The organism is Flavimobilis sp. BM9 (assembly GCF_058313055.1).
Genome location: NZ_JBZEMO010000006.1, coordinates 71,790 through 90,658, shown reverse-complemented (window position 1 = coordinate 90,658; position 18,869 = coordinate 71,790). Strand labels below are relative to the sequence as shown.

Here is an 18,869-nt window from a genome sequence, read left to right as displayed (position 1 = left end):
CTCACGATAACCGTCGACGCCTGAGCCACGTGCCGAGGTGCACGCACGTGAACACGACGCCCTGCGCGAGGACGACCATCCCGGCGGGCGACGCGTCGAGCGCGTACGACGCGGTGAAGCCGACGACGGCGCACACGGCCGCGACGAGGGGCGCGACGACGAGCATCCGGTCGATCCGGTCGCTCAGCAGGTAGGCGGTCGCGCCGGGGATGATGAGCATCGCGACGACGAGGATCACGCCGACGGCCTGCAGGGCGACGACGACGGTCACGGCGAGCAGGCCGAGGAGCAGCGCGCCGAGGCGCCGCGGCGAGAGGCCGATCGCGTGGGCGTGCGCGGGGTCGAACGCGTAGAGGGTCAGGTCGCGTCGCTTCGCGAGGAGCGCGACGACGACGATCGCGCCGAGGACGGCGACCTGCACGAGGTCGGCGGGGGCGACGCCGAGGACGTTGCCGAGCAAGATGTGGCTGAGGTCGACCTGGCTCGGGGTGACGGAGACGAGCACGAGGCCGAGCGCGAAGAGGCTCGTGAAGACGACGCCGATCGCGGTGTCCTCCTTGAGCTTCGACGTGTCGCGCACGGCGCCGATGAGGGCGACCGACCCGATCCCGAAGACGAGGGCGCCGACGGCGAACGGCACACCGGCGAGGTAGGACAGCACGACGCCGGGCAGGACGGCGTGCGACACGGCGTCGCCCATGAGGGACCAGCCGACGAGGACGAGCCAGCAGGAGAGCAGCGCGCACACGATCGACGCGACGAGCGTGACAGTGAACGCGCGCTGGAGGAACCCGTACTGGAAGGGCTCGACGAGCGTGGCGATGACGTCGTTCATGAGGCGCTCCTCGGCGTCGTCGGGATGGTGGGGATGGAGCCGGAGGGAGCACGCAGGTCCCCGATCCGCCCGAGGTCGAGGCCGGTGAACGCCTCGACGAGGCGTTCGGGCGCGAGCGCCTCGTCGGGCGGGCCTGTGAACAGGACGCGGCGCTGGAGGAGGACGACCTGGTCGACCAGGCCGGGCAGCGTCGGAAGGTCGTGGGTGGACACGAGCACGGAGGTGCCGTCGGCGGCGAGGTCGCGCAGCAGCGCGAGGATCCCGGCCTCCTGGGTCTTGTCGACACCGGAGAACGGCTCGTCGAGCAGCAGGACGTCCGCTTCCTGGGCGATCGCACGGGCGAGGAACACGCGCTGGCGCTGCCCGCCGGACAGCCGGCCGACCTGGCGGTCGGCGAGATCGGTGAGCCCGACGCGCTCGAGCGCCTCCGCGACAGCCGCGCGGTCGTGCGCGCGGAGCCGGCGCATCGGGCCGAGGTGCGGGTAGCGCCCCGTCTCGACGACGTCGCGCACGACGACGGGGAACGTCCAGTCGACGTCCTGGCTCTGCGGGAGGTGGGCGAGCGCGCCCGCGCGCCGCGCCGTGTCGGCGTGACGTCCGAGGATCGTCACGGTCCCGCTCGTGGGCCGGACGGCGCCGACGACGGCGCGCATGAGCGTCGACTTGCCGGAGCCGTTGACGCCGACGAGGCCCGTGACGGAGCCTCGCGGCAGCGTGAGGCTCACGGAGTCGAGGGCGACGACGTCTCCGTAACGGACGCTGAGGTCGTGGACCTCGAGCGCGGGCGATGTGGCTGCGGGGTTCACAGCTCCTCCTGGGTGAGTCCGGCGACGATCGTGGTCGTCGTGTGGCGGAGCAGGTCGAGGTAGGTGGGTACGGGCCCGTCGGGGCCCGAGAGGGAGTCGACGTAGAGCGGGCCTGCGAGGTGCGTGCCTGTCTCGCGGGCGACCTGGCGCTGCGCGACGTCGGGCACGGTCGACTCGCAGAAGACGGCGCGCGGGCGGCCCCGGCGCACCGCGTCGACGACGCCGACGGCCGAGCGCGGGGTCGCCTGGGACTCGGCGTTGACGGGCCAGAGGTACGCCTCGCGCAGGCCCGCGTCACGGGCGAGATAGGAGAAGGCGCCCTCGCACGTCACGAGGAGGCGTGCGGGCTCGGGGACGGTCGCGACGGCGTCGGCGAGCTCGCGAGCGAGGCCTGCGAGCTGCTCACGGTAGGCCGCAGCGTTGGCCCGGTAGACGGGAGCACCGTCGGGATCGGCCACGGCGAGCGCGTCAGCGATGTTCGTGACGTACGTCTGACCTGCGGTCGGCGACATCCAGGCGTGGGGGTTCGGGTGGCCCGCTGCCTCGCCCGACGTGATCGGCTGCGGGACGATGCCGTCGCTCACCGTGACGTGCGGCGCGTCCACGTCGTCGAGGAAGCGTGCGAACCACGCCTCGAGGCCGAGCCCGTTGTCGACGACGAGGTCGGCGCCCTGCGCGCGGACGAGGTCGGCGGGTGTCGGCTCGTACCCGTGGATCTCGGCGCCAGCCTTGGTGATCGACTCGACGCGGACGCGGTCGCCGCCGACCTCGGCGACCATGTCGGCGAGCACGGTGAACGTGGTGACGACGTGGAGGCGGTCGTCGGCGGACGGCGCCGGGGCAGCCGCAGGCTCCCCGCTGCAGGCTGCGACCGCGGCGGTCGCAAGGGCGACGACCAGGAGTCGTTCGTAGTGGCGAAACCGAAAGTTCGGCATACCGAACTTTTGCACGTCGCGCGGACACCTCGCAACGAGCACGAGCCCCGGCCGCGGCGGCGCGGCAGGTCAGGCGCGCGCGAGCACCAGGAGCATCTCGATCGTCCCGGCGTCCTCGACCTGCACGAACCCCAGGTTCGGCGCCTCGATCTCGAAGTCGGTGAACGTCACGGGGATCGAGCCGCTCACACGTACGCCGTCGCCGGACCGCTGCGCCTGCATGCTCACCGTGACCTCGCGCGCGACGTCGCGGATCGTGAGCGTCCCCGTCACCTCGACCGCGACCGGCTCCCCCGTGAGCTCGGGAAGCGCGACAGGCGCTCCGAGCTCGAACGTCGCGTCCGGGAACGTGCTCGTCTCGAGCGTGTCTCGAAGGAAGCTGTCGCGCGGCCCCACGCCCGTCTCGATCGTCGCGGTCGTGACCGCGACCGTCGCCGTGGTGAGCTGGCCGTCCGCGATCGTGACGTCACCCGTCACGTCCTTGCTGCGCCCGACGACGGTCACGTCCTCGCCGCGCAGCACCTCCTCGACCCGGTACCCGGCCTCAGATCCCGCGCCGACGGTCCACGCACCGTCAGGATCGAACAGCCCCGACGCAGGCGGCTCCGCGGGGGCGCTCGTGAGCGTGATCGGGTCAGGGTTGCGGCTCTCCTGCCAGCGCGAGTACAGCGGCGGACCTGCGAGGACCGCGAGCAGCGCGACCACGACGACGGACACGAGGATGACGACCATGCGGCGGCTCATGCCGCCATCGTCGCACCGCGCTCCCCTCCCGGCCCGCGCCCGCTCACGGCGTCTCGACCCGCGAACGCCGCCTCACTGCGGCTCGTCCTGCTCCTGACCAGGCCCGCCCGACGGCGCGCTCTCGGCGCCCGTGCCCTCCGCCTGCTGCGGCGACGGCGACGGGAACGCGACCGCACCACCGACGGTGACGCTGCCGTCCGGTCGCGCGACGACGACGCGCATGTCGAGCATCCGGTGCGTCGTGCGGTCGAACCGCAGGACGGTCATCTGCGACTCGCCGCGCAGCGGACCCACCGTGAGCTGGCCCTCCGCAGCCCCCGCCGTCGTCGAGCTGACGTACCGCACGCCGAGCCCGACGCGCGTCGGGCCGATCCGACGGTGCACGTGCCCGGAGAGCTGCGTCGCGGCACAGCCGCTGCTGAGCGCAGCCGTCCCGGAGCGCGGCGTGTGGACCATGAGCAGGTCGACCCGCTCGTCCTCGTCGCACGCGACCCGCATCATCCGGTCGGCGAACGCCTCGACGTCCTCCTCGCTGGTCAGCTGCGTGCCGATCCCCGGACGCGTCTCGTTCGGGTCCCCGTCGCCGAGGATCCGCACGCCCTCGACGTCGATCACGCCGCCGTCGAGGACCGTCATGCCCGCGGCGCGGGCCTGCCCGGCCGTCTCGGCCGAGTCGTGGTTGCCCGTGATGAGGACGTACGGCGCACCATCGGGCGCAGCGCCCGCGAAGGTCGTCACGCAGAACCGTTCGACGGCCGTGCCGTTCATCGTGAGGTCGCCCGTGTCGAGGATCGCGTCGGCTCCCGAGAGGTCCGCGATGCGCCGGATCACCGGGGCCATCCCGACGTTGCAGTGCAGGTCGGACACGTGCAGGAACGTGACGACGTCGTCAGGGTCAGGCTCCTCGGTCGGTTCCGGGGAGGCCTCGGTCGTCTCGTCGTCCGACGGCGCGGAGCTCGGCGTGCCTGTCGAGCCGTCACCTGTACCGGACGGGTCCGGCGTCTGCTCCCCGTCCGCCGTGTCGTCCGAACCCACGAGGTCCTCGAACCCGGTGCGGTCGGGCGACGTCGCGCGCGGGAGCCGCAGCGACACCGCGGTCGAGTCCGACTCGGCGCGTTCGACCCATGCCGCCTCCGCAGCGGCAGCGAGCTCCGCGTAGTACATCTCGTTGTCCTCGTACACCTTGACGAGCTGCCCGCCATACGTCTCGACGACGCCCGCGAGGCGCCCGGTGATGCGCGCCCCCTCGAGCGCCGTGCCGGCGAACACGGTCGTCTCCCGCTGGCCCGCGGTGTTGCGCTCGACCGTCGAAGGATTCGTCACGACGAGCGTCGCGACGAGCAGCACGACCGCCCACGACACGGTCGCCGAGTGCGGCGCGAACGCGTGCGCAAGCTCGTAGCGTCGCGGCGATCCCGCGAGCAGCAGCGCGAGCCCGAGCACGAGGGCCGCACCCGCCAGGAGAAGGACGAACCTCGTGGCCGCGTCCCGGAGCAGACCGTCGATCGCGTCGTGGATCGTCGCGGACGGGCCCCCGAAGAACTGCAGGTACGCCTGGAGGTCGTTCGTGAGCGCCTCGAGCGTCGGGCTCTGCTCGAGCGCGGAGAGGTCGGACGGGATCTCCTTGACGGTGACGAGCACGCCGAGCCCCGCCGGGGCCGGCGAGTCGAGCTCGATCGTGCCGAGCGGCCCCAGGTCGACCGTGACCTGACCGTCGATCGTCACCTCGTAGCGCGCCTCGTGCGGCCCCAGGCTCAGGTCGGTGCGAGCGGTCACGAGAGCGACGAGCGCGCTGACGACGACGACCGCGAGCGCGACCGACGACCAGCGGAACCACCGGGGCGGGACCCGGTGCCCTGGCCGCCACCGTGCGCTGCGCGCCGGTCCGCTCTCGTCCATCGGTCCCCTCCCTCGTGCCGCAGCCACGAGCGTAACCGCCAGTCCCGGGCGGCGCGGCCCGGGTCCGCCGTCTAGCCTGCAGAGATGACGTACGCCTCCCCCGAGTACACCCGTGACGCCCGGTACATCGCCACCCGGATCACCGCCGACGGCGCGGACGGCTACCCCGTCGAGGCCGGCCGCTACCGTCTCGTCGCGGCGCGCGCCTGCCCGTGGGCCAACCGGGCGCTCATCGTGCGGCGCCTCCTCGGTCTCGAGGACGCGATCTCGCTCGGCCTGTGCGGCCCGACGCACGACGAGCGGTCGTGGACCTTCGACCTCGACCCGGGAGGGGTGGACCCGGTGCTGGGCATCGAACGCCTCCAGGACGCGTACTTCAAGCGCGTGCCCGGCTACGAGCGCGGCATCACGGTGCCGGCGATCGTCGACACGCGCGACGGCGCGGTCGTGACGAACGACTTCGCGCAGATCACCCTCGACCTGAGCACCGAGTGGAGGGCGCTGCACCGCACGGGAGCGCCCGACCTGTATCCCGAGAACCGCCGTGACGAGATCGACGCGCTCGTCGAGGACATCTACCGCGACGTCAACAACGGCGTGTACCGGTGCGGCTTCTCGACGTCGCAGGCCTCGTACGAGCGCGCGTACGAGCGTCTCTTCGCGCAGCTCGACCGGCTGAGCGACCGGCTCGCGGTGCAGCGGTACCTCGTCGGCGACACGATCACCGAGGCGGACGTGCGGCTGTTCCCGACGCTCGTCCGGTTCGACGCCGTCTACCACGGACACTTCAAGTGCAACCGCACCAAGCTCACCGAGATGCCGGTGCTGTGGGCGTACGCGCGTGACCTGTTCCAGACGCCCGGCTTCGGCGACACGATCGACTTCGGCCAGATCAAGGACCACTACTACAAGGTGCACCGCGACGTGAACCCGTCGGGTGTCGTCCCGGCTGGCCCCGACCTGTCGGGGTGGCTCACGGAGCATGGTCGTGACTCGCTCGGCGGGCGCCCGTTCGGCGACGGCACCGCACCGGCGCCCGTGCGCCGCGAGGAGGCTCCGCCGGCGATCGGCTGAGCCGGGACGGAGCTCGCGGGAGCGGCGGTCCTGGGGCCAGCCGCCGGACAGTCCTGCAGTCAGGCGTCGACAGTCCCGTCGGGGGACGCGGTGAGGTCCGGGCGCAGGCCGCGCCACACCGGGTGGCGCAGCCGCCCGCTCCCCGTCCAGCCGCCGTGCTCGACCTCGGCGAGGAGCCCGCGCGCCAGCCAGCGCGCGTCGCGTGACTCGGCCGCCGGGACGTCGTCGACGATCGGCCGGTCCGCCGCGAGCGGTTCGACCTTCTTCTCGAGCCGCGCGAGATCGCGGTCGGAGAGACCCGCACCGACGCGGCCCGAGTACCGCAGGCCGTCGGGCGTCCGCGTCGCGACGAGGAGCGACCCGATGGACCCGGTGCGCTCCCCGCGCCCGGGACGCCACCCCACGACGACGACGTCCGTGTGCTGCGCGTGCTTGATCTTGCGCCAGTCCGTCGACCGGACGCCGGGCCGGTAGACGGAGTCGCGTCGCTTCGCGAGGACCCCTTCGAGCCCGAGCTTCTCGGAGACTGCGAGCGCGTCCTCGAGCGGGAGTGTGACGGCGTCGGGCACCTGGATCGTCCCGCCGGCGTCGACGACCATCTCGAGAGCCTCGCGCCTCTGCGTGTACGGGAGCGAGGTGAGGTCCTGACCGCTCGCGCGCAGAGCGTCGAACAGCACGAGCTCGACGGGGGCGGTGCGCCGGACGCGCTCGACGTCACGCGGCTCCGTGAGGCCGAGGCGCGTCTGCAACCGTGAGAAGTCGGGCGTCCCGTCAGGGCCAGGCGCGATGATCTCGCCGTCGAGGACGGCCGGGACGTGGACGCGGTCGACGAGCTCGGCAAGCTCGGGGTAGCCCGCCGTGACGTCGTGGCCGCCCCGGGTGCGCACGGACCACGTCCTCGCGTCCGGGTCGACGGTGACGATCGCGCGGATGCCGTCCCACTTCATCTCGAGCGCCCACGGGCTGTCGTCGGCCCCCGCACGGGCCAGGTCGCGGCGCACGACGGCGTCTGCGGGCGAGGCGAGCATCGGACGCAGGTCCCGCGCGGGCTCGGGCGGCGCGCCGTCGTCGGGACCCGCTGCCGGCAGCAGGCCGCGGCGGCGCAACGACTCGCGGTGCTTGCGCTTGTCCATGCGGTGGATGAGCCACTGCTTCTTCTCCGCGTCGGTGCGGATGAGGACGAACGTCGGGGGCTGCGGGCCGCCGTCGTTAGCGAGGCCGCCGTCGGGCCGCCCTGCGAGCTCGACGATGATCTCGTCGTCGCGCATCTTCTCGGCCTGGTAGGTGCCTGCGTCCCAGATCGTCACGGTGCCTGCGCCGTACTCGCCCTTCGGGATGGTGCCCTCGAAGGTGCCGTAGTCGAGCGGGTGGTCCTCGGTCTGCACGGCGAGGTTGTTGCGGCCCGTGCTCGACGGCGTCAGTCGCGGCAGCGCCCAGCTCAGCAGCACCCCGTCGTGCTCGAGGCGGAAGTCGTGGTGGTGGCGGCTCGCGTGGTGGTCCTGGATGACGAAGGTCGGCGGGCCGTCGGCGTCCCTGCCGGACGACGTGAACGGCTCGGGCGTGCGCGACTCGTCGCGCTTGGCGCGGTACTGCGCGAGCCGGTCCTCGGCTCCCTCGCCCGTGCCTGCGACCGCCATCGGGTCGCCGATCTGGGCGACGCGGTCGAGCACCTCCTGCGGCCCGAGCTGCGCGAGGTCGTCGTCGAGCTCGTCCCACGTGCGGGGTGAGGCGACGGCGGGGCGTTCGCGTCCGCGCAGCGAGTAGGGCGCGACGGTCGTCTTGTTGCCGCTGTTCTGGCTCCAGTCGACGAGGACCCGGCCCTCGCGCAGGGACTTCTTCATGTCGCTCACGACGAGATCGGGATGGTCGGCCTCGAGGGACCGTGCGAGCTCGTGCGCGACGGCGGACACGTCGTCGCTCGCGAGCGTCCCGTCGAGGCGCGCGTACAGGTGGATGCCCTTCGAGCCGCTCGTGACGGGGACGAGGTCGAGGCCCATCCCGGAGACGATCTCGCGGCACAGGCGCGCGACGGCGACGCACTCGGCCAGTCCTGCGCCGGGGCCGGGGTCGAGGTCGAGGACCATCCGGTCAGGGTGGTGCACGATCGTGCCGCGCGAGGTCGTGTCGTCGACGAAGCGCCACTGGGGCACGTGCACCTCGAGGGCGGCGAGCTGCGCGAACCAGGCGAGCGTCGCGGCACCGTCCTCCTCCTCGACGAGCGGGTAGGTGTTCGTGTGGTCGCGGTGCGCGAGGTCCTGGCGGTGCACCCACGGCGGCGCGGACGCCTCGAGGTTCTTCTGGAAGAACACCTCCCCGGGCGCGTCCGCCGTCCCCACGCCGTGGACCCATCGCTTGCGCGTCACGGGACGCCCCGCGACGTGCGGGATCATCGTCGGGGCGATCGCGAGGTAGTAGTCGAGCACGTCGCCCTTGGTGGTCCCGGTCGCCGGGTAGATGACCTTGTCGAGGTTCGTGACGCGCAGCGAGCGGCCGTCGACCTCGATCGTCGTCGTGCGCACCATCTGTCCATCCTGCGACCCCGGCGGAAACGTCGCACACTGGGACCGTGCGGTCGGTGTGGAAGGGTGCGATCTCGTTCGGGCTGGTCAACGTGCCGGTCCGGCTCTTCAGCGCGCTCGAGGAGCACGACGTCCCGCTGCACCAGGTGCACGACGCCGACGGCGGGCGGATCCGCTACCAGCGCCGTTGCGAGGTGTGCGGCGAGGTCGTCGACTTCCAGCACATCGACAAGGCGTTCGACGACGGCGAGAAGACGGTCGTCGTGACGAAGGAGGACCTCGCGTCGCTCCCGTCGGAGCACAGCCGCGAGATCGAGGTCGTCGAATTCGTGCCGTCGGACCAGATCGACCCGATCCTCCTCGACCGGACGTACTACCTCGAGGCCGACCCGAAGACGCGCAAGCCGTACGCCCTCCTGCTCAAGACGCTCCAGGCGTCCGAGCTGACCGCGATCACGCGGTTCGCGATGCGGCAGAAGACGCGGCTCGCGGCCCTGCGGGCGCGCGGCGACATCCTCACGCTGCAGACGCTCCTGTGGGCGGACGAGGTGCGCAGTCCGGACGAGCTCGAGGGTGGCGCCGGAGCGAAGGTGACTCCTCAGGAGCTGAAGATGTCGGCGTCGCTCGTCGAGTCGTACGCGGGTGACTTCCACCCCGAGCAGTACACGGACGACTACCAGGCTGAGCTGCGCAAGCTCATCGACGCGAAGCTCGAGAAGGGCGAGTCGCTCGACACCGAGGCGACGTTCGGCACGCCGGCCGAGGGTGACGAGGAAGGCGGCGGCACGGTCGTCAGCCTCATGGACGCGCTCAAGCGGAGCGTCGAGGAGGCGCGGCGCCGGTCGGGCTGATCCTGCACCTCCCTGCCCCGCGTCAAGGCTTCGTGTCCGTCAGCGGTCGGCGAACCTGTCCGTCGCGGCCACGAGCGCGGCGAGGATGCCGGGCTCCTCGAGCGAGTGGCCGGCGTCCGGCACCATGACGAGCTCCGAGCCGGGCCACGCCTGGTGGAGTTCCCACGCGGACACGGCCGGGCAGACGACGTCGTAACGTCCCTGGACGATCACGCCCGGGATCCCGGCGAGCGTCGCGGCGTCGGCGATGAGCTGCCCCTCCTCGAGCCAGCCGCCGTGCATGAAGTAGTGGTTCTCGATGCGCGCGAACGCGGTCGCGTGCTTCGGGTCGGCGGCCTTCGCGACCGCCTCCTCGTCGAGCAGGAGCCTGACGGTCGAGGCCTCCCACGTGGTCCAAGCGACACCTGCGGGCACGTGCACGGCGGGGTCGGGGTCGGTCAGCAGGCGGTGGTACGCGGCGATGAGGTCGCCGCGCTCGCTCTCGGGGACGGGGGCGAGGTACTGCTCCCACAGCTCGGGGAACATCATCGACGTGCCGTGCTGGTAGAACCACTCGAGCTCTGCGCGCCGCAGCGTGAAGATGCCCCGCAGGACGAGCTCGGTGACCCTCTCGGGGTACGTCTGCGCGTACGCGAGGGCGAGCGCGCTCCCCCACGAGCCGCCGAACACCTGCCAGCGCTCGATCCCGAGGTGGGTGCGCAGCGTCTCGAGATCACCGACGAGGTGCCACGTCGTGTTCGTCGACAGGTCGGCGTCGGGCGAGCTCGCGTGCGGCAGGCTGCGGCCGCAGCCGCGCTGGTCGAGGACGACGATCCGGTAGCGCGCGGGGTCGAACACACGTCGGTGGCGCGGCGTCGCGCCACCGCCGGGCCCGCCGTGCAGGAAGACCGCAGGCTTGCCGTCCGGGTTGCCGCACTGCTCGTAGTAGATCTGCTGCCCGTCGCCGACGTCGAGGAGCCCCTGGTCGTAGGGCTCGATCTCGGGGTACAGGGGCGTCGCTCGGTTGACCACGAGCGTCATGATGCCACTGCGCCCAGGGCCGGGCGAGCCAGGCCGCACGCTCGGGGGGTCTTCGTCACGTTGCACGAAAGGTCACGGAAGCACGGACCCGTCCGATCGGGATGGAGTTCCCCCAGACGTGAAGAAGGGCCCCTCATGACCAGCACCACCTCCCGCTCCAGCATGAGCTCCGACACCGGCAGGCGGCGGCGCTTCGGCGACCTCCCGGTGGGTGTCCGGATCGGCAGCGCGGTCGGCGCGCTCGCAGTCGTGGCGACCGGCATGGGCGTGCTCGCGGTGACCACCGCCCAGGCGCTCAGCGACGGTCAGGAGCGGATGTACCTCGAGCACGCCGTGCCGCTCGACCAGCTCGACGAGATCCAGCGGATGATGCAGGGAAACCGCGTGCGCGCGAACCTCTTCGCGTTCGAGTCCCCGGCCGACCGCGCCGCGTTGCGCGCCGAGCTCACGGAACGCACAGCGACGCTCGAGGCGCTCGTCGAGGACTACATGCCCCGCGCTGTCGACCCCGACCGGACGGCCGCGGGCCTGGACTCCGCGCGCGCGTTCGCGGCCGCGTTCGAGTCGGAGTTCGTTCCCGCCGTCGAGAGCGGCGCGACGAACCTGGACGTCGTCTACCACGACAAGATCTACCCGGTGGGCGACGCCGCCCTCAACGCCTTCTCCGAGGAGGCCGAGGCCCACGCGACCGCCACCTCCGTGGCATATGACGAAGGAGAGGCACTCATGTCGTCGCGGCGGACGATCCTCGTCGTCGCGCTGGTGCTGGGGCTGGGCGCAGCCCTCGCGCTCGCCTGGACGGTCGTGCGTGGGATCACGCGCACCGTCACCGACGTGCAGCGGACGGCGGACGCGATGGCGACCGGCGACCTGACGCGCGATCCCGCGGTCACGTCGCGCGACGAGCTCGGCGAGATGGCGGGGGCGCTCGTGCGAGCGCAGGCTTCGCTGCGCGAGACGCTCGCGAAGGCGGGGAGCGCGTCGGGAACGATCGCTGCGAGCTCCGAGCAGATGTCGGCGGCTGGGACGCAGGTCGCGGCCGGAGCCGAGGAGACGTCGGCGCAGGCCTCGGTCGTGGCCGTCGCCGCAGAGCAGGTCTCGCGGAACGTCGAGGCGGTGTCAGCCGGGGCGGAGCAGATGGGCGCGTCGATCCGCGAGATCGCGCTGAACGCGCACGAGGCCGCACGCGTCGCGCAGCAGGCGACCTCGGTCGCCGCGACGACCAACGAGACGGTCAGCCGCCTGGGCAGGTCCAGCCACGAGATCGGCAACGTGGTCAAGCTGATCACGTCGATCGCCGAGCAGACGAACCTGCTCGCCCTGAACGCCACGATCGAGGCAGCGCGCGCCGGTGAGGCCGGCAAGGGCTTCGCGGTCGTCGCGTCCGAGGTGAAGGAGCTCGCGCAGGAGACGGCGCGTGCGACGGAGGACATCGTGCGCAAGGTCCAGGTCATCCAGGACGACAGCGGCGACGCCGTCGCGGCGATCGCCCAGATCACGGACATCATCGCGAGCATCAACAGCTTCCAGATGACGATCGCCTCGGCGGTCGAGGAGCAGACCGCGACCACGGCCGAGATCTCTCGCGGCGTGATCGAGGCCGCGACCGGTTCGAGCGAGATCGCCGCCAACATCACCGGGGTCGCGACTGCCGCCTCGACCACGACGGAGGTCGTCACCCAGATGCAGGAAGCGACCCGCGAGCTCGCGCACATGTCGGTCGACCTGAAGGCCCACCTGGACACGTTCAGGTACTGAGCCCGATGCACCCTGTCCGGCTCCGGGGTCAAGCCCCGGAGCCGGATTCGTCGACGTGGCATTTGTCACGCAACCAACCGTGAGACGCAGGCCTTTCGTCCCAGTCGTCCCACCTAACATCGACGAATGGCCAAGGCGAACAACACCGTGGATGTCGTCCTCATCGGCGGCGGGATCATGAGCGCGACGCTGGGCTCCCTGATCTCCCTGCTCGAGCCCACCTGGAACATCGAGATCTTCGAGCGGCTCGACGACGTCGCGCTCGAGAGCTCGAACCCGTGGAACAACGCGGGCACCGGCCACGCGGCGCACTGCGAGCTCAACTACACGATCGAGCGCCCCGACGGGTCGATCGACATCTCGAAGGCCGTGACGATCAACGAGCAGTTCGAGGTCTCGCGAGAGTTCTGGAACCACCTCGTGACCGCCGGGCTGATCGGCGACCAGAGCACGTTCCTCAGCTCGACCCCCCACATGACCTTCGTGCGCGGTGAGAAGAATGTCGACTTCCTCCGCCGCCGGCACGCGACGCTCGCTGCCCACCCGCTCTTCTCCGACCTCGAGTTCTCCGACGATCCCACGGTCATCGCGCAGTGGGCGCCGCTGCTCATGGAGGACCGCCACGGTGACGAGCCCGTCGCTGCCACACGCGCCGCGTCCGGCACCGACGTCGACTTCGGCTCACTGACCCGTTCCCTCTTCGACCTCCTGACCGCGCAGGGCCACCGCCTCCACCTCCAGCACGAGGTCCGCGACCTGCGCAAGCGCCGCGACGGCAGCTGGGACGTCAAGGTGCGCGACCTCTCGTGGAACGCGTCTCCCGCGCGTCGCACGGTCAACGCGCGCTTCGTCTTCGTCGGCGCGGGCGGCGGCGCCCTCCCGCTCCTGCAGAAGTCCGGTATCAAGGAGATCCGCGGATACGGCGGCTTCCCGATCTCCGGCCAGTTCCTGCGCACGACCAACCCGGAGATCGTCGCGAAGCACCACGCGAAGGTCTACGGGAAGGCCGACGTCGGTGCTCCCCCGATGTCCGTCCCGCACCTCGACACCCGCGTCGTCGACGGGCAGGCCTCGGTCATGTTCGGGCCGTACGCCGGGTTCTCGACGAAGTACCTCAAGCGCGGCTCGCTCCTCGACCTGTTCACGTCCATCCGCCCCGGGAACATCGTCACGATGCTCGGCGCCGGCCTCGACAACGTCGACCTCACCGCCTACCTCGTCAAGGAGGTCGCCAAGACCCCCGAGGCGAAGTTCCGTACGCTGCGGGCGTTCATGCCGACCGCGCACCCCAAGGACTGGGAGCTCATCACGGCGGGCCAGCGCGTCCAGGTGATGAAGCGCGACAAGACCAAGGGTGGACGGCTCGAGTTCGGGACCGACGTGGTCGCGTCGGCCGACGGCACGATCGCCGGCCTGCTCGGCGCCTCACCGGGAGCGTCGACCGCGACGAGCGCCATGATCGACCTGCTCCAGCGCTGCTTCCCGGAGGACAGCGTCCGATGGGCACCGACGATCGCCGCGATCGCGCCGTCGAGCCACGCGGGTGCGTGGGACACGCCGGAGGAGCGCGACGCCCTGACCCCCTTCGAGGTCGCCGCGGAGCCAGGCGCCTGAGCGTTCGCCCTACGAGGCCCTGAGCGCCTCGTCGACGTGATCGGCCCAGGCCCGGATCATGTCCCAGTCGCGAGTGTCGGCATCCGGAGCGCGCAGCGCCCGGGCGACCGCACGCTCGACGAACGACAGGACGGTCTTGTCGAGGCGGCCTCCGAACATGACGTGCTCGCGCGCGTCGAGCGCGGTCATGGTCCCGTCGATCGCGATCGTCGACTCCTCGACGCTCGTCGGCTCGCCGTCGGGCGCGACAGGTCCGCTCGAGAACAACCACACCGGCCGTCCGTCGACCCGGTCCGCCAGGTCGTCGACCAGGTCGTTCGCCTCGTTCGGCCATCGACCGAAGTACACGGCCCCGCCGAGGACGAGCGCCTCCGCCTCGTCGAGGTCCTCCGCGCTCGTCGATGCCATGTCGTGCTCGGTCACGTCATGGCCGAGCTCCCGCAGCCGTTCGACGACCGCGTGTCCGATCTCCTTCGTGGCCCCGTGCTTGCTGGCCACAGCAACCGCGATCCTCATGCGCACGCCTCCCCGTCGAGATGTACGTCCACGATGGCCCGGCGGTGCCGGGTCGTGCCAGTGACCTTCGGCCCTGTTTTCCGCGCCGATCACCGTCTGGAGCGCCGGACCTCGCTGGCGAGACGCCGCGAGGGGGCGTGCGGCTCAGCGCGCGCGCACCTCGTCGACCCCACGGTTCGCGAGCTGGTCCGCCCGCTCGTTGCCCGGGTCGCCCGCGTGCCCCTTGACCCAGACCCAGCGGACGTCGTGCCTCGCGACCTCGGCCTCGAGGTCCTGCCAGAGCTCCTGGTTCTTGACGGGCTTCTTGTCCCCGGTGCGCCAGCCGTTGCGCTTCCACCCAGCGAGCCACTTCGTCATGCCGTTCATGACGTAGGACGAGTCGACGTGGAGCGTGACCTGGCACGCCCTGTTGAGAGCGCGCAGACCTTGGATGACGGCCATGAGCTCCATGCGGTTGTTGGTCGTGTGCGCCTCCCCGCCCCAGAGCTCGCGCTCGTGGCCGCCGGCACGCATCCATGCGCCCCAGCCGCCCGGTCCCGGGTTTCCCTTGCACGCGCCGTCGGTCCACATCTCGACGACCGTGGGGCTCGTCGCGGGGGGCGTGGGCGGGGTCGCGGCGGGGTCGTCGAGCATCCGATCATCCTAGTGGGAGGCGCGCGGATGGTCGGCCGCGGATTTTCCCTTACGAGATGGGATTCCGCATCTTGAAAGCACCGACTATGGTGTGGCCATGAGAGCCGATGACGTCTCCCCGGCCATGACGCCGGGACATGCAGCACCCGTGGCGACCTCGCCGTACGCCCGCCCCACCACGGGCCCTCAGCCGGTCGTGCCGTCCAGCGCGCACCCTGAGCAGGTCCGCGCCGACCTGCTCTACGAGTTCGAGCTCGAGCTGCGCCACACCGCCAAGGCGCTCGCGCGTGGCAAGGCCGCTCCGGCGCCCATCCTCGTCGCGGTCCCGGTTCCTGACGCGAAGCCGGGGGTTCCCGACGTCTCGTGGCGGACGACCGAGGTGCGCGGCTGGATGGTCGGGCCGCGGCTCGCCGTCCTCGAGGACGGCTCGTGGGTGCCGCACACGGTCGGGCGCACGCACAAGCTCGACAAGCCCCGCCACCAGAAGTTCTTCGGTGACGCGAACACGAAGGAGTATGCGCAGCGCTGGCAAGACCTCACGGATGCAGGCGTCACGCCCGGTGGCGCGTACATCTACATCGACCTGGAGAACGAGCCGATGCTCGGCGTCGGCCGTCATCCGCGCCGGGCAGAGCTGTTCGAGGTCCAGCAGATCAGCGGGGCACCGCACCTCGTCATGCTCTACGACCGCGGCACCGCAGGCGTGAAGGTCTCGGACGTCCGTGAGGACCTGCAGAAGAGGCTCAAGGACTACCTCTGACGCGAGCGAGCCGGCCATGACGGCGGCGCCGACCCTCGAGGGTCGGCGCCGCCGTCTGCGTCATCCGGTGATCGTGCCCCTGAGCGTCACGGGCGCGGTGAGATAGCCCTCCTGCGGCAGCTCGAGCCGCACCGCACCGCCTGCAGCTGCCGTCCTGCGGACGGGTATCTCGAAGACTGCTGACGTCGCCCCTGCGGGGATGACCGCCTCGATGGCGAGCCCGGCGTCGGCGAGGCTCGTGCGCGGGTCCACGGCGGGCACGCGCAGCGCCGCCCAGGCGGGCACGAGGTCGGAGACCCGGATCGGCGTCCCGTTGAAGGGCGCGGCGACTGCGGTGAGGTAGGTCTCCTGGCTGACCGGTCCTGAGAGCCGCACCTGCCACACGAGAGAGCCGCCGGGGGCTGCCGTCACGTCGGTCTGGACGATGCTCAGCGTCGGCCTGGGCGACCGGGAGCGGGTGTGGACCGCGCCGAGATACGTGTCGACGACGGCGTTTCGCCGAGCCGTCGCCACGATCGTGTAGCCCGCCAGGTCACCGGACGACTCGTCGACGTACACGTCGTCCCCGTAGTACGTGACGGCCACGTCGACGTACCTCTGTCCCGGCTTGATCGTCCGCAGCCCGGAGCCGTTCACCCCCGGACCGCGCTGCGCGTCGATGACGTCGACCCAGACCTTGGCTGTGCCGGCGAACGAGCCACGCACAGGGATGCGGACCGTCGCGGTCTGCTCCCCGTCCGCGACCGCGGTGACGAGTGTCGCGGCGGGCACGTCGAGAAACGCGACGTTGCGCACGTTCGCAGTGGTCACCGCAGGCTTCGCCTTGGCCGCCGTGACGTCGAGCAGCACGACCTTGCCGGCGGCCGAGCGTGACGTGAGCGTCAGGCTCGTGACGCTCGCGAGATCGATCTTGCTCGCTGCAGGGAGTCGGTAACGGACGTTCTGCGCCCAGGCGTGGTTCCAGGCGCCGGACGGAAGGCGCTGTGCGCTCGCCTGCGGACGCAGGGTCACGCGGCGCCCCCTGCCGTCCTTGAGCACGACGGAGAGGTCCGGCTTGCCGCGCCCGGGCATGACGACCAGTCGCAGGTCGAGGTACGACTTCCCGTCGAGCGCCGGGGTGTCAGGAAAGGTCACCCGCGCCCCCGCCTTGCGCCACGACACGAGAACACCACGGACCGGGTCGGCGGTCGTCTCGAAAGCGGGAGCGGGCCAGTGCGGGGACGAGAGGCTCTGCGTCGGGTCGCACGACTGCGGCCCCTCCGACTGGCCGCCCTCGCAGACGAATGCGGTCGCCCCCCGCGCGGCCTTGACGGTGAGCCCCGCCGACGGCCGGACGACCGTGCGGCGGTTGCCGCCCGTCGCGTGGACGAGCGCGACGGCCCTGCCCGCAGACCTTGCGCGGACGGGGGTCCCGTCGAGGAGCGGGGCCGCTGACCGGTTCGACGTGAGATAGGTCCGCGCCGCGGCCGCGATGTAGGTCGCCCCGACGTCGCGCTGCTGCTTGGCCGACAAGCGGGTCGGCGCGGTCTTCCCGCAGAGCGGGTCGTCGCCCCACACGTCGTCGTCGGCCGGGGCCTTGGCGACGCCAGGGGTCCACTGCGTGTTGAAGAAGTTGTGGTTCGTGCCCATGATCAGGACCGACGTCTTGAGCGAGCGGTCGCCCGCCGCGATGCGGGCCCCCTGGTCGACGTACTGCTGTCCCTGAAGATCGGAGACGTCGCCGTCGCAGAAGGGCAGGAGCACGGTCGTCGGGACGCCGACGGCGACCTGACGGCCGAAGTCGGTCGGCGCGACGAGCACCTGACCTTTGATCCTGAACCGGTCCCCCGAGCCTGCCCGGATCGCAGCGCGGACGACACCTTCGCCCCCGCGGGAGTGTCCCACGGTCATCACCCTGCGCAGGTTCATCGCGCCCTTGAGCTTCGTGCGCGCCGCGGGCCCGCGCCCCTTGCCGACCTGCCAGTCGGCGAGGACGTCGAGGTGGCGACGGACGAGATCCGCGCGTGCCTTGGATCCGCCGTCCTGGTCAGCCCAGTCCTGACCGTTGATGCCGTTCGCCGAGATCGACACGGTCACGTAGCCCTGGCTCGCCAGGAGCTTCTGGGCATAGACGTAGCCGAGGTGGCTCGGGATCGGCTTGGCAGGCGCGAGGCACGGCCAGTCGCCGGTGACCTCCCCGCCGACGTAGCACGTGGCGTGGCGTCCGTGGAGGAAGACGACGACGGGTCGCTGGCCCCGGGTGCCGACGGGCATCACGACGTGGCCCTTCATCTCGACCTTCGCGGCGTATCCCTCGACGCGGACGCCCGGAAGCTTGTAGTCGAAGCTCGTGGTCTTGAGCTTCCCGGGCCTGCCCGGGTCCGACGTGACGGTCTTCGAGGGCGCCGTGACCGCTGTCAGGGCGGCCGCGCCGGCCCCGACGTCCCCCGCCGCGCCAGCGGCGACGGAGCCGACCGTGGCGCGCGCACCGGCCGCGGCCGCGCTCGCGGGCCCGTCGAGCAGCCGCCCGGACGCCACGACCGCGATGCTCGAGGCGTTCAGGGCGGTGGCGCCGGCCACGCGCAGGCGAAGCACGGGCCCGAACCTCGTCGGCACACCGAGCGCGGCGCCGTCGGCGAAGAACTCGGGACGCGCATCTCCCAGAGGGAGGTCGCCCTCGTGACGCCAGGTGATCGTCGAGCCGTAGTCGTCGGTCGCCACCGTGACACGACCGGCCTCGCTCGTGCTCGGGCCCGGCGCGGTGACCGGGGCGAGCGGTGCGGCGCTCGCCTGGGGAACGGCACCGGCGACACCACCCGGCGTCATGAGAGCGAGGGCCAAGGCGACAGCAAGCGCTCCGCGCCTGCCTCCCGCCCTCGGCGGCTGCGAGCCGCGAGGGGTCGTTCCGAACGTCGAGCGCATGCGC

15 protein-coding genes are annotated in these 18,869 nt (G+C 71.7%); 5 read left to right on the top strand and 10 right to left on the bottom strand.

From position 1 onward, the window contains the following. Nucleotide 1: 1 nt before the first annotated feature. From AC4F3Q_RS11645 to AC4F3Q_RS11625, 5 genes are all read right to left on the bottom strand, one after another. Nucleotides 2-835 carry a metal ABC transporter permease gene (locus tag AC4F3Q_RS11645; RefSeq protein ID WP_491040107.1) on the bottom strand — a complete coding sequence of 278 codons (834 nt, stop codon included), beginning with the start codon at nt 833-835 and terminating at the stop codon, nt 2-4. Further along, a complete protein-coding gene (locus tag AC4F3Q_RS11640) occupies nt 832-1,641 on the bottom strand; it encodes a metal ABC transporter ATP-binding protein (RefSeq protein WP_491040106.1) in 810 nt (269 codons plus the stop codon). Before AC4F3Q_RS11640 ends, AC4F3Q_RS11645 begins: the two co-directional genes overlap by 4 nt. Next, nucleotides 1,638-2,576, bottom strand: coding sequence for a metal ABC transporter substrate-binding protein (locus tag AC4F3Q_RS11635; RefSeq protein WP_491040105.1), 939 nt, complete (start codon nt 2,574-2,576; stop codon nt 1,638-1,640). Before AC4F3Q_RS11635 ends, AC4F3Q_RS11640 begins: the two co-directional genes overlap by 4 nt. Before the next feature lie 69 nt (nt 2,577-2,645). Beyond that, nucleotides 2,646-3,320 (bottom strand): YceI family protein, encoded by a 675-nt coding sequence (locus AC4F3Q_RS11630; protein ID WP_491040104.1) that lies wholly within the window; start codon nt 3,318-3,320, stop codon nt 2,646-2,648. 72 nt (nt 3,321-3,392) lie between these two features. Beyond that, on the bottom strand, nt 3,393-5,219 hold the full coding sequence (locus AC4F3Q_RS11625; protein ID WP_491040103.1) for a metallophosphoesterase family protein: 1,827 nt from the start codon (nt 5,217-5,219) through the stop codon (nt 3,393-3,395). An 84-nt stretch (nt 5,220-5,303) separates the two neighbouring features. Here AC4F3Q_RS11625 and AC4F3Q_RS11620 point away from each other — a divergent pair, with 84 nt between their 5' ends. Then, nucleotides 5,304-6,293 carry a glutathione S-transferase family protein gene (locus AC4F3Q_RS11620; protein WP_491040102.1) on the top strand — a complete coding sequence of 330 codons (990 nt, stop codon included), beginning with the start codon at nt 5,304-5,306 and terminating at the stop codon, nt 6,291-6,293. 59 nt (nt 6,294-6,352) lie between these two features. On the opposite strand, the gene AC4F3Q_RS11615 is transcribed toward AC4F3Q_RS11620, so the two are convergent. Further along, nucleotides 6,353-8,815 carry an ATP-dependent DNA ligase gene (locus AC4F3Q_RS11615; protein ID WP_491040101.1) on the bottom strand — a complete coding sequence of 821 codons (2,463 nt, stop codon included), beginning with the start codon at nt 8,813-8,815 and terminating at the stop codon, nt 6,353-6,355. Between the two features lie 44 nt (nt 8,816-8,859). On the opposite strand from AC4F3Q_RS11615, the gene ku reads away from it, so the two are divergent. Next, nucleotides 8,860-9,663, top strand: coding sequence for a non-homologous end joining protein Ku (ku, locus tag AC4F3Q_RS11610; RefSeq protein ID WP_491040100.1), 804 nt, complete (start codon nt 8,860-8,862; stop codon nt 9,661-9,663). 39 nt (nt 9,664-9,702) lie between these two features. Here ku and pip read toward each other — a convergent pair whose 3' ends face one another. Continuing rightward, complete coding sequence (gene pip / locus AC4F3Q_RS11605; RefSeq protein ID WP_491040099.1) at nt 9,703-10,683, bottom strand: prolyl aminopeptidase; 981 nt, start codon at nt 10,681-10,683, stop codon at nt 9,703-9,705. A gap of 135 nt (nt 10,684-10,818) precedes the next feature. Between pip and AC4F3Q_RS11600 the strand changes: the two genes are divergently transcribed. Beyond that, on the top strand, nt 10,819-12,441 hold the full coding sequence (locus AC4F3Q_RS11600; RefSeq protein WP_491040098.1) for a methyl-accepting chemotaxis protein: 1,623 nt from the start codon (nt 10,819-10,821) through the stop codon (nt 12,439-12,441). Between the two features lie 126 nt (nt 12,442-12,567). Then, nucleotides 12,568-14,055 (top strand): malate dehydrogenase (quinone), encoded by a 1,488-nt coding sequence (gene mqo, locus AC4F3Q_RS11595; RefSeq protein ID WP_491040097.1) that lies wholly within the window; start codon nt 12,568-12,570, stop codon nt 14,053-14,055. A 9-nt stretch (nt 14,056-14,064) separates the two neighbouring features. Here the strand turns inward: mqo and AC4F3Q_RS11590 are convergent, their stop codons facing one another. Both AC4F3Q_RS11590 and rnhA read right to left on the bottom strand, forming a co-directional pair. Beyond that, entirely contained in the window at nt 14,065-14,553 is a 489-nt protein-coding gene (locus tag AC4F3Q_RS11590; RefSeq protein WP_491040096.1) for a flavodoxin domain-containing protein, read from the bottom strand. Between the two features lie 162 nt (nt 14,554-14,715). After that, entirely contained in the window at nt 14,716-15,204 is a 489-nt protein-coding gene (rnhA, locus tag AC4F3Q_RS11585; RefSeq protein ID WP_491040095.1) for a ribonuclease HI, read from the bottom strand. 97 nt (nt 15,205-15,301) lie between these two features. On the opposite strand from rnhA, the gene AC4F3Q_RS11580 reads away from it, so the two are divergent. Continuing rightward, the gene (locus AC4F3Q_RS11580; RefSeq protein WP_491040094.1) at nt 15,302-15,964 is read left to right on the top strand and encodes a hypothetical protein; all 663 of its coding nucleotides are present in this window, start codon (nt 15,302-15,304) and stop codon (nt 15,962-15,964) included. A 60-nt stretch (nt 15,965-16,024) separates the two neighbouring features. On the opposite strand, the gene AC4F3Q_RS11575 is transcribed toward AC4F3Q_RS11580, so the two are convergent. Next, complete coding sequence (locus AC4F3Q_RS11575; RefSeq protein ID WP_491040093.1) at nt 16,025-18,784, bottom strand: alpha/beta hydrolase; 2,760 nt, start codon at nt 18,782-18,784, stop codon at nt 16,025-16,027. Nucleotides 18,785-18,869 lie beyond the last annotated feature (85 nt).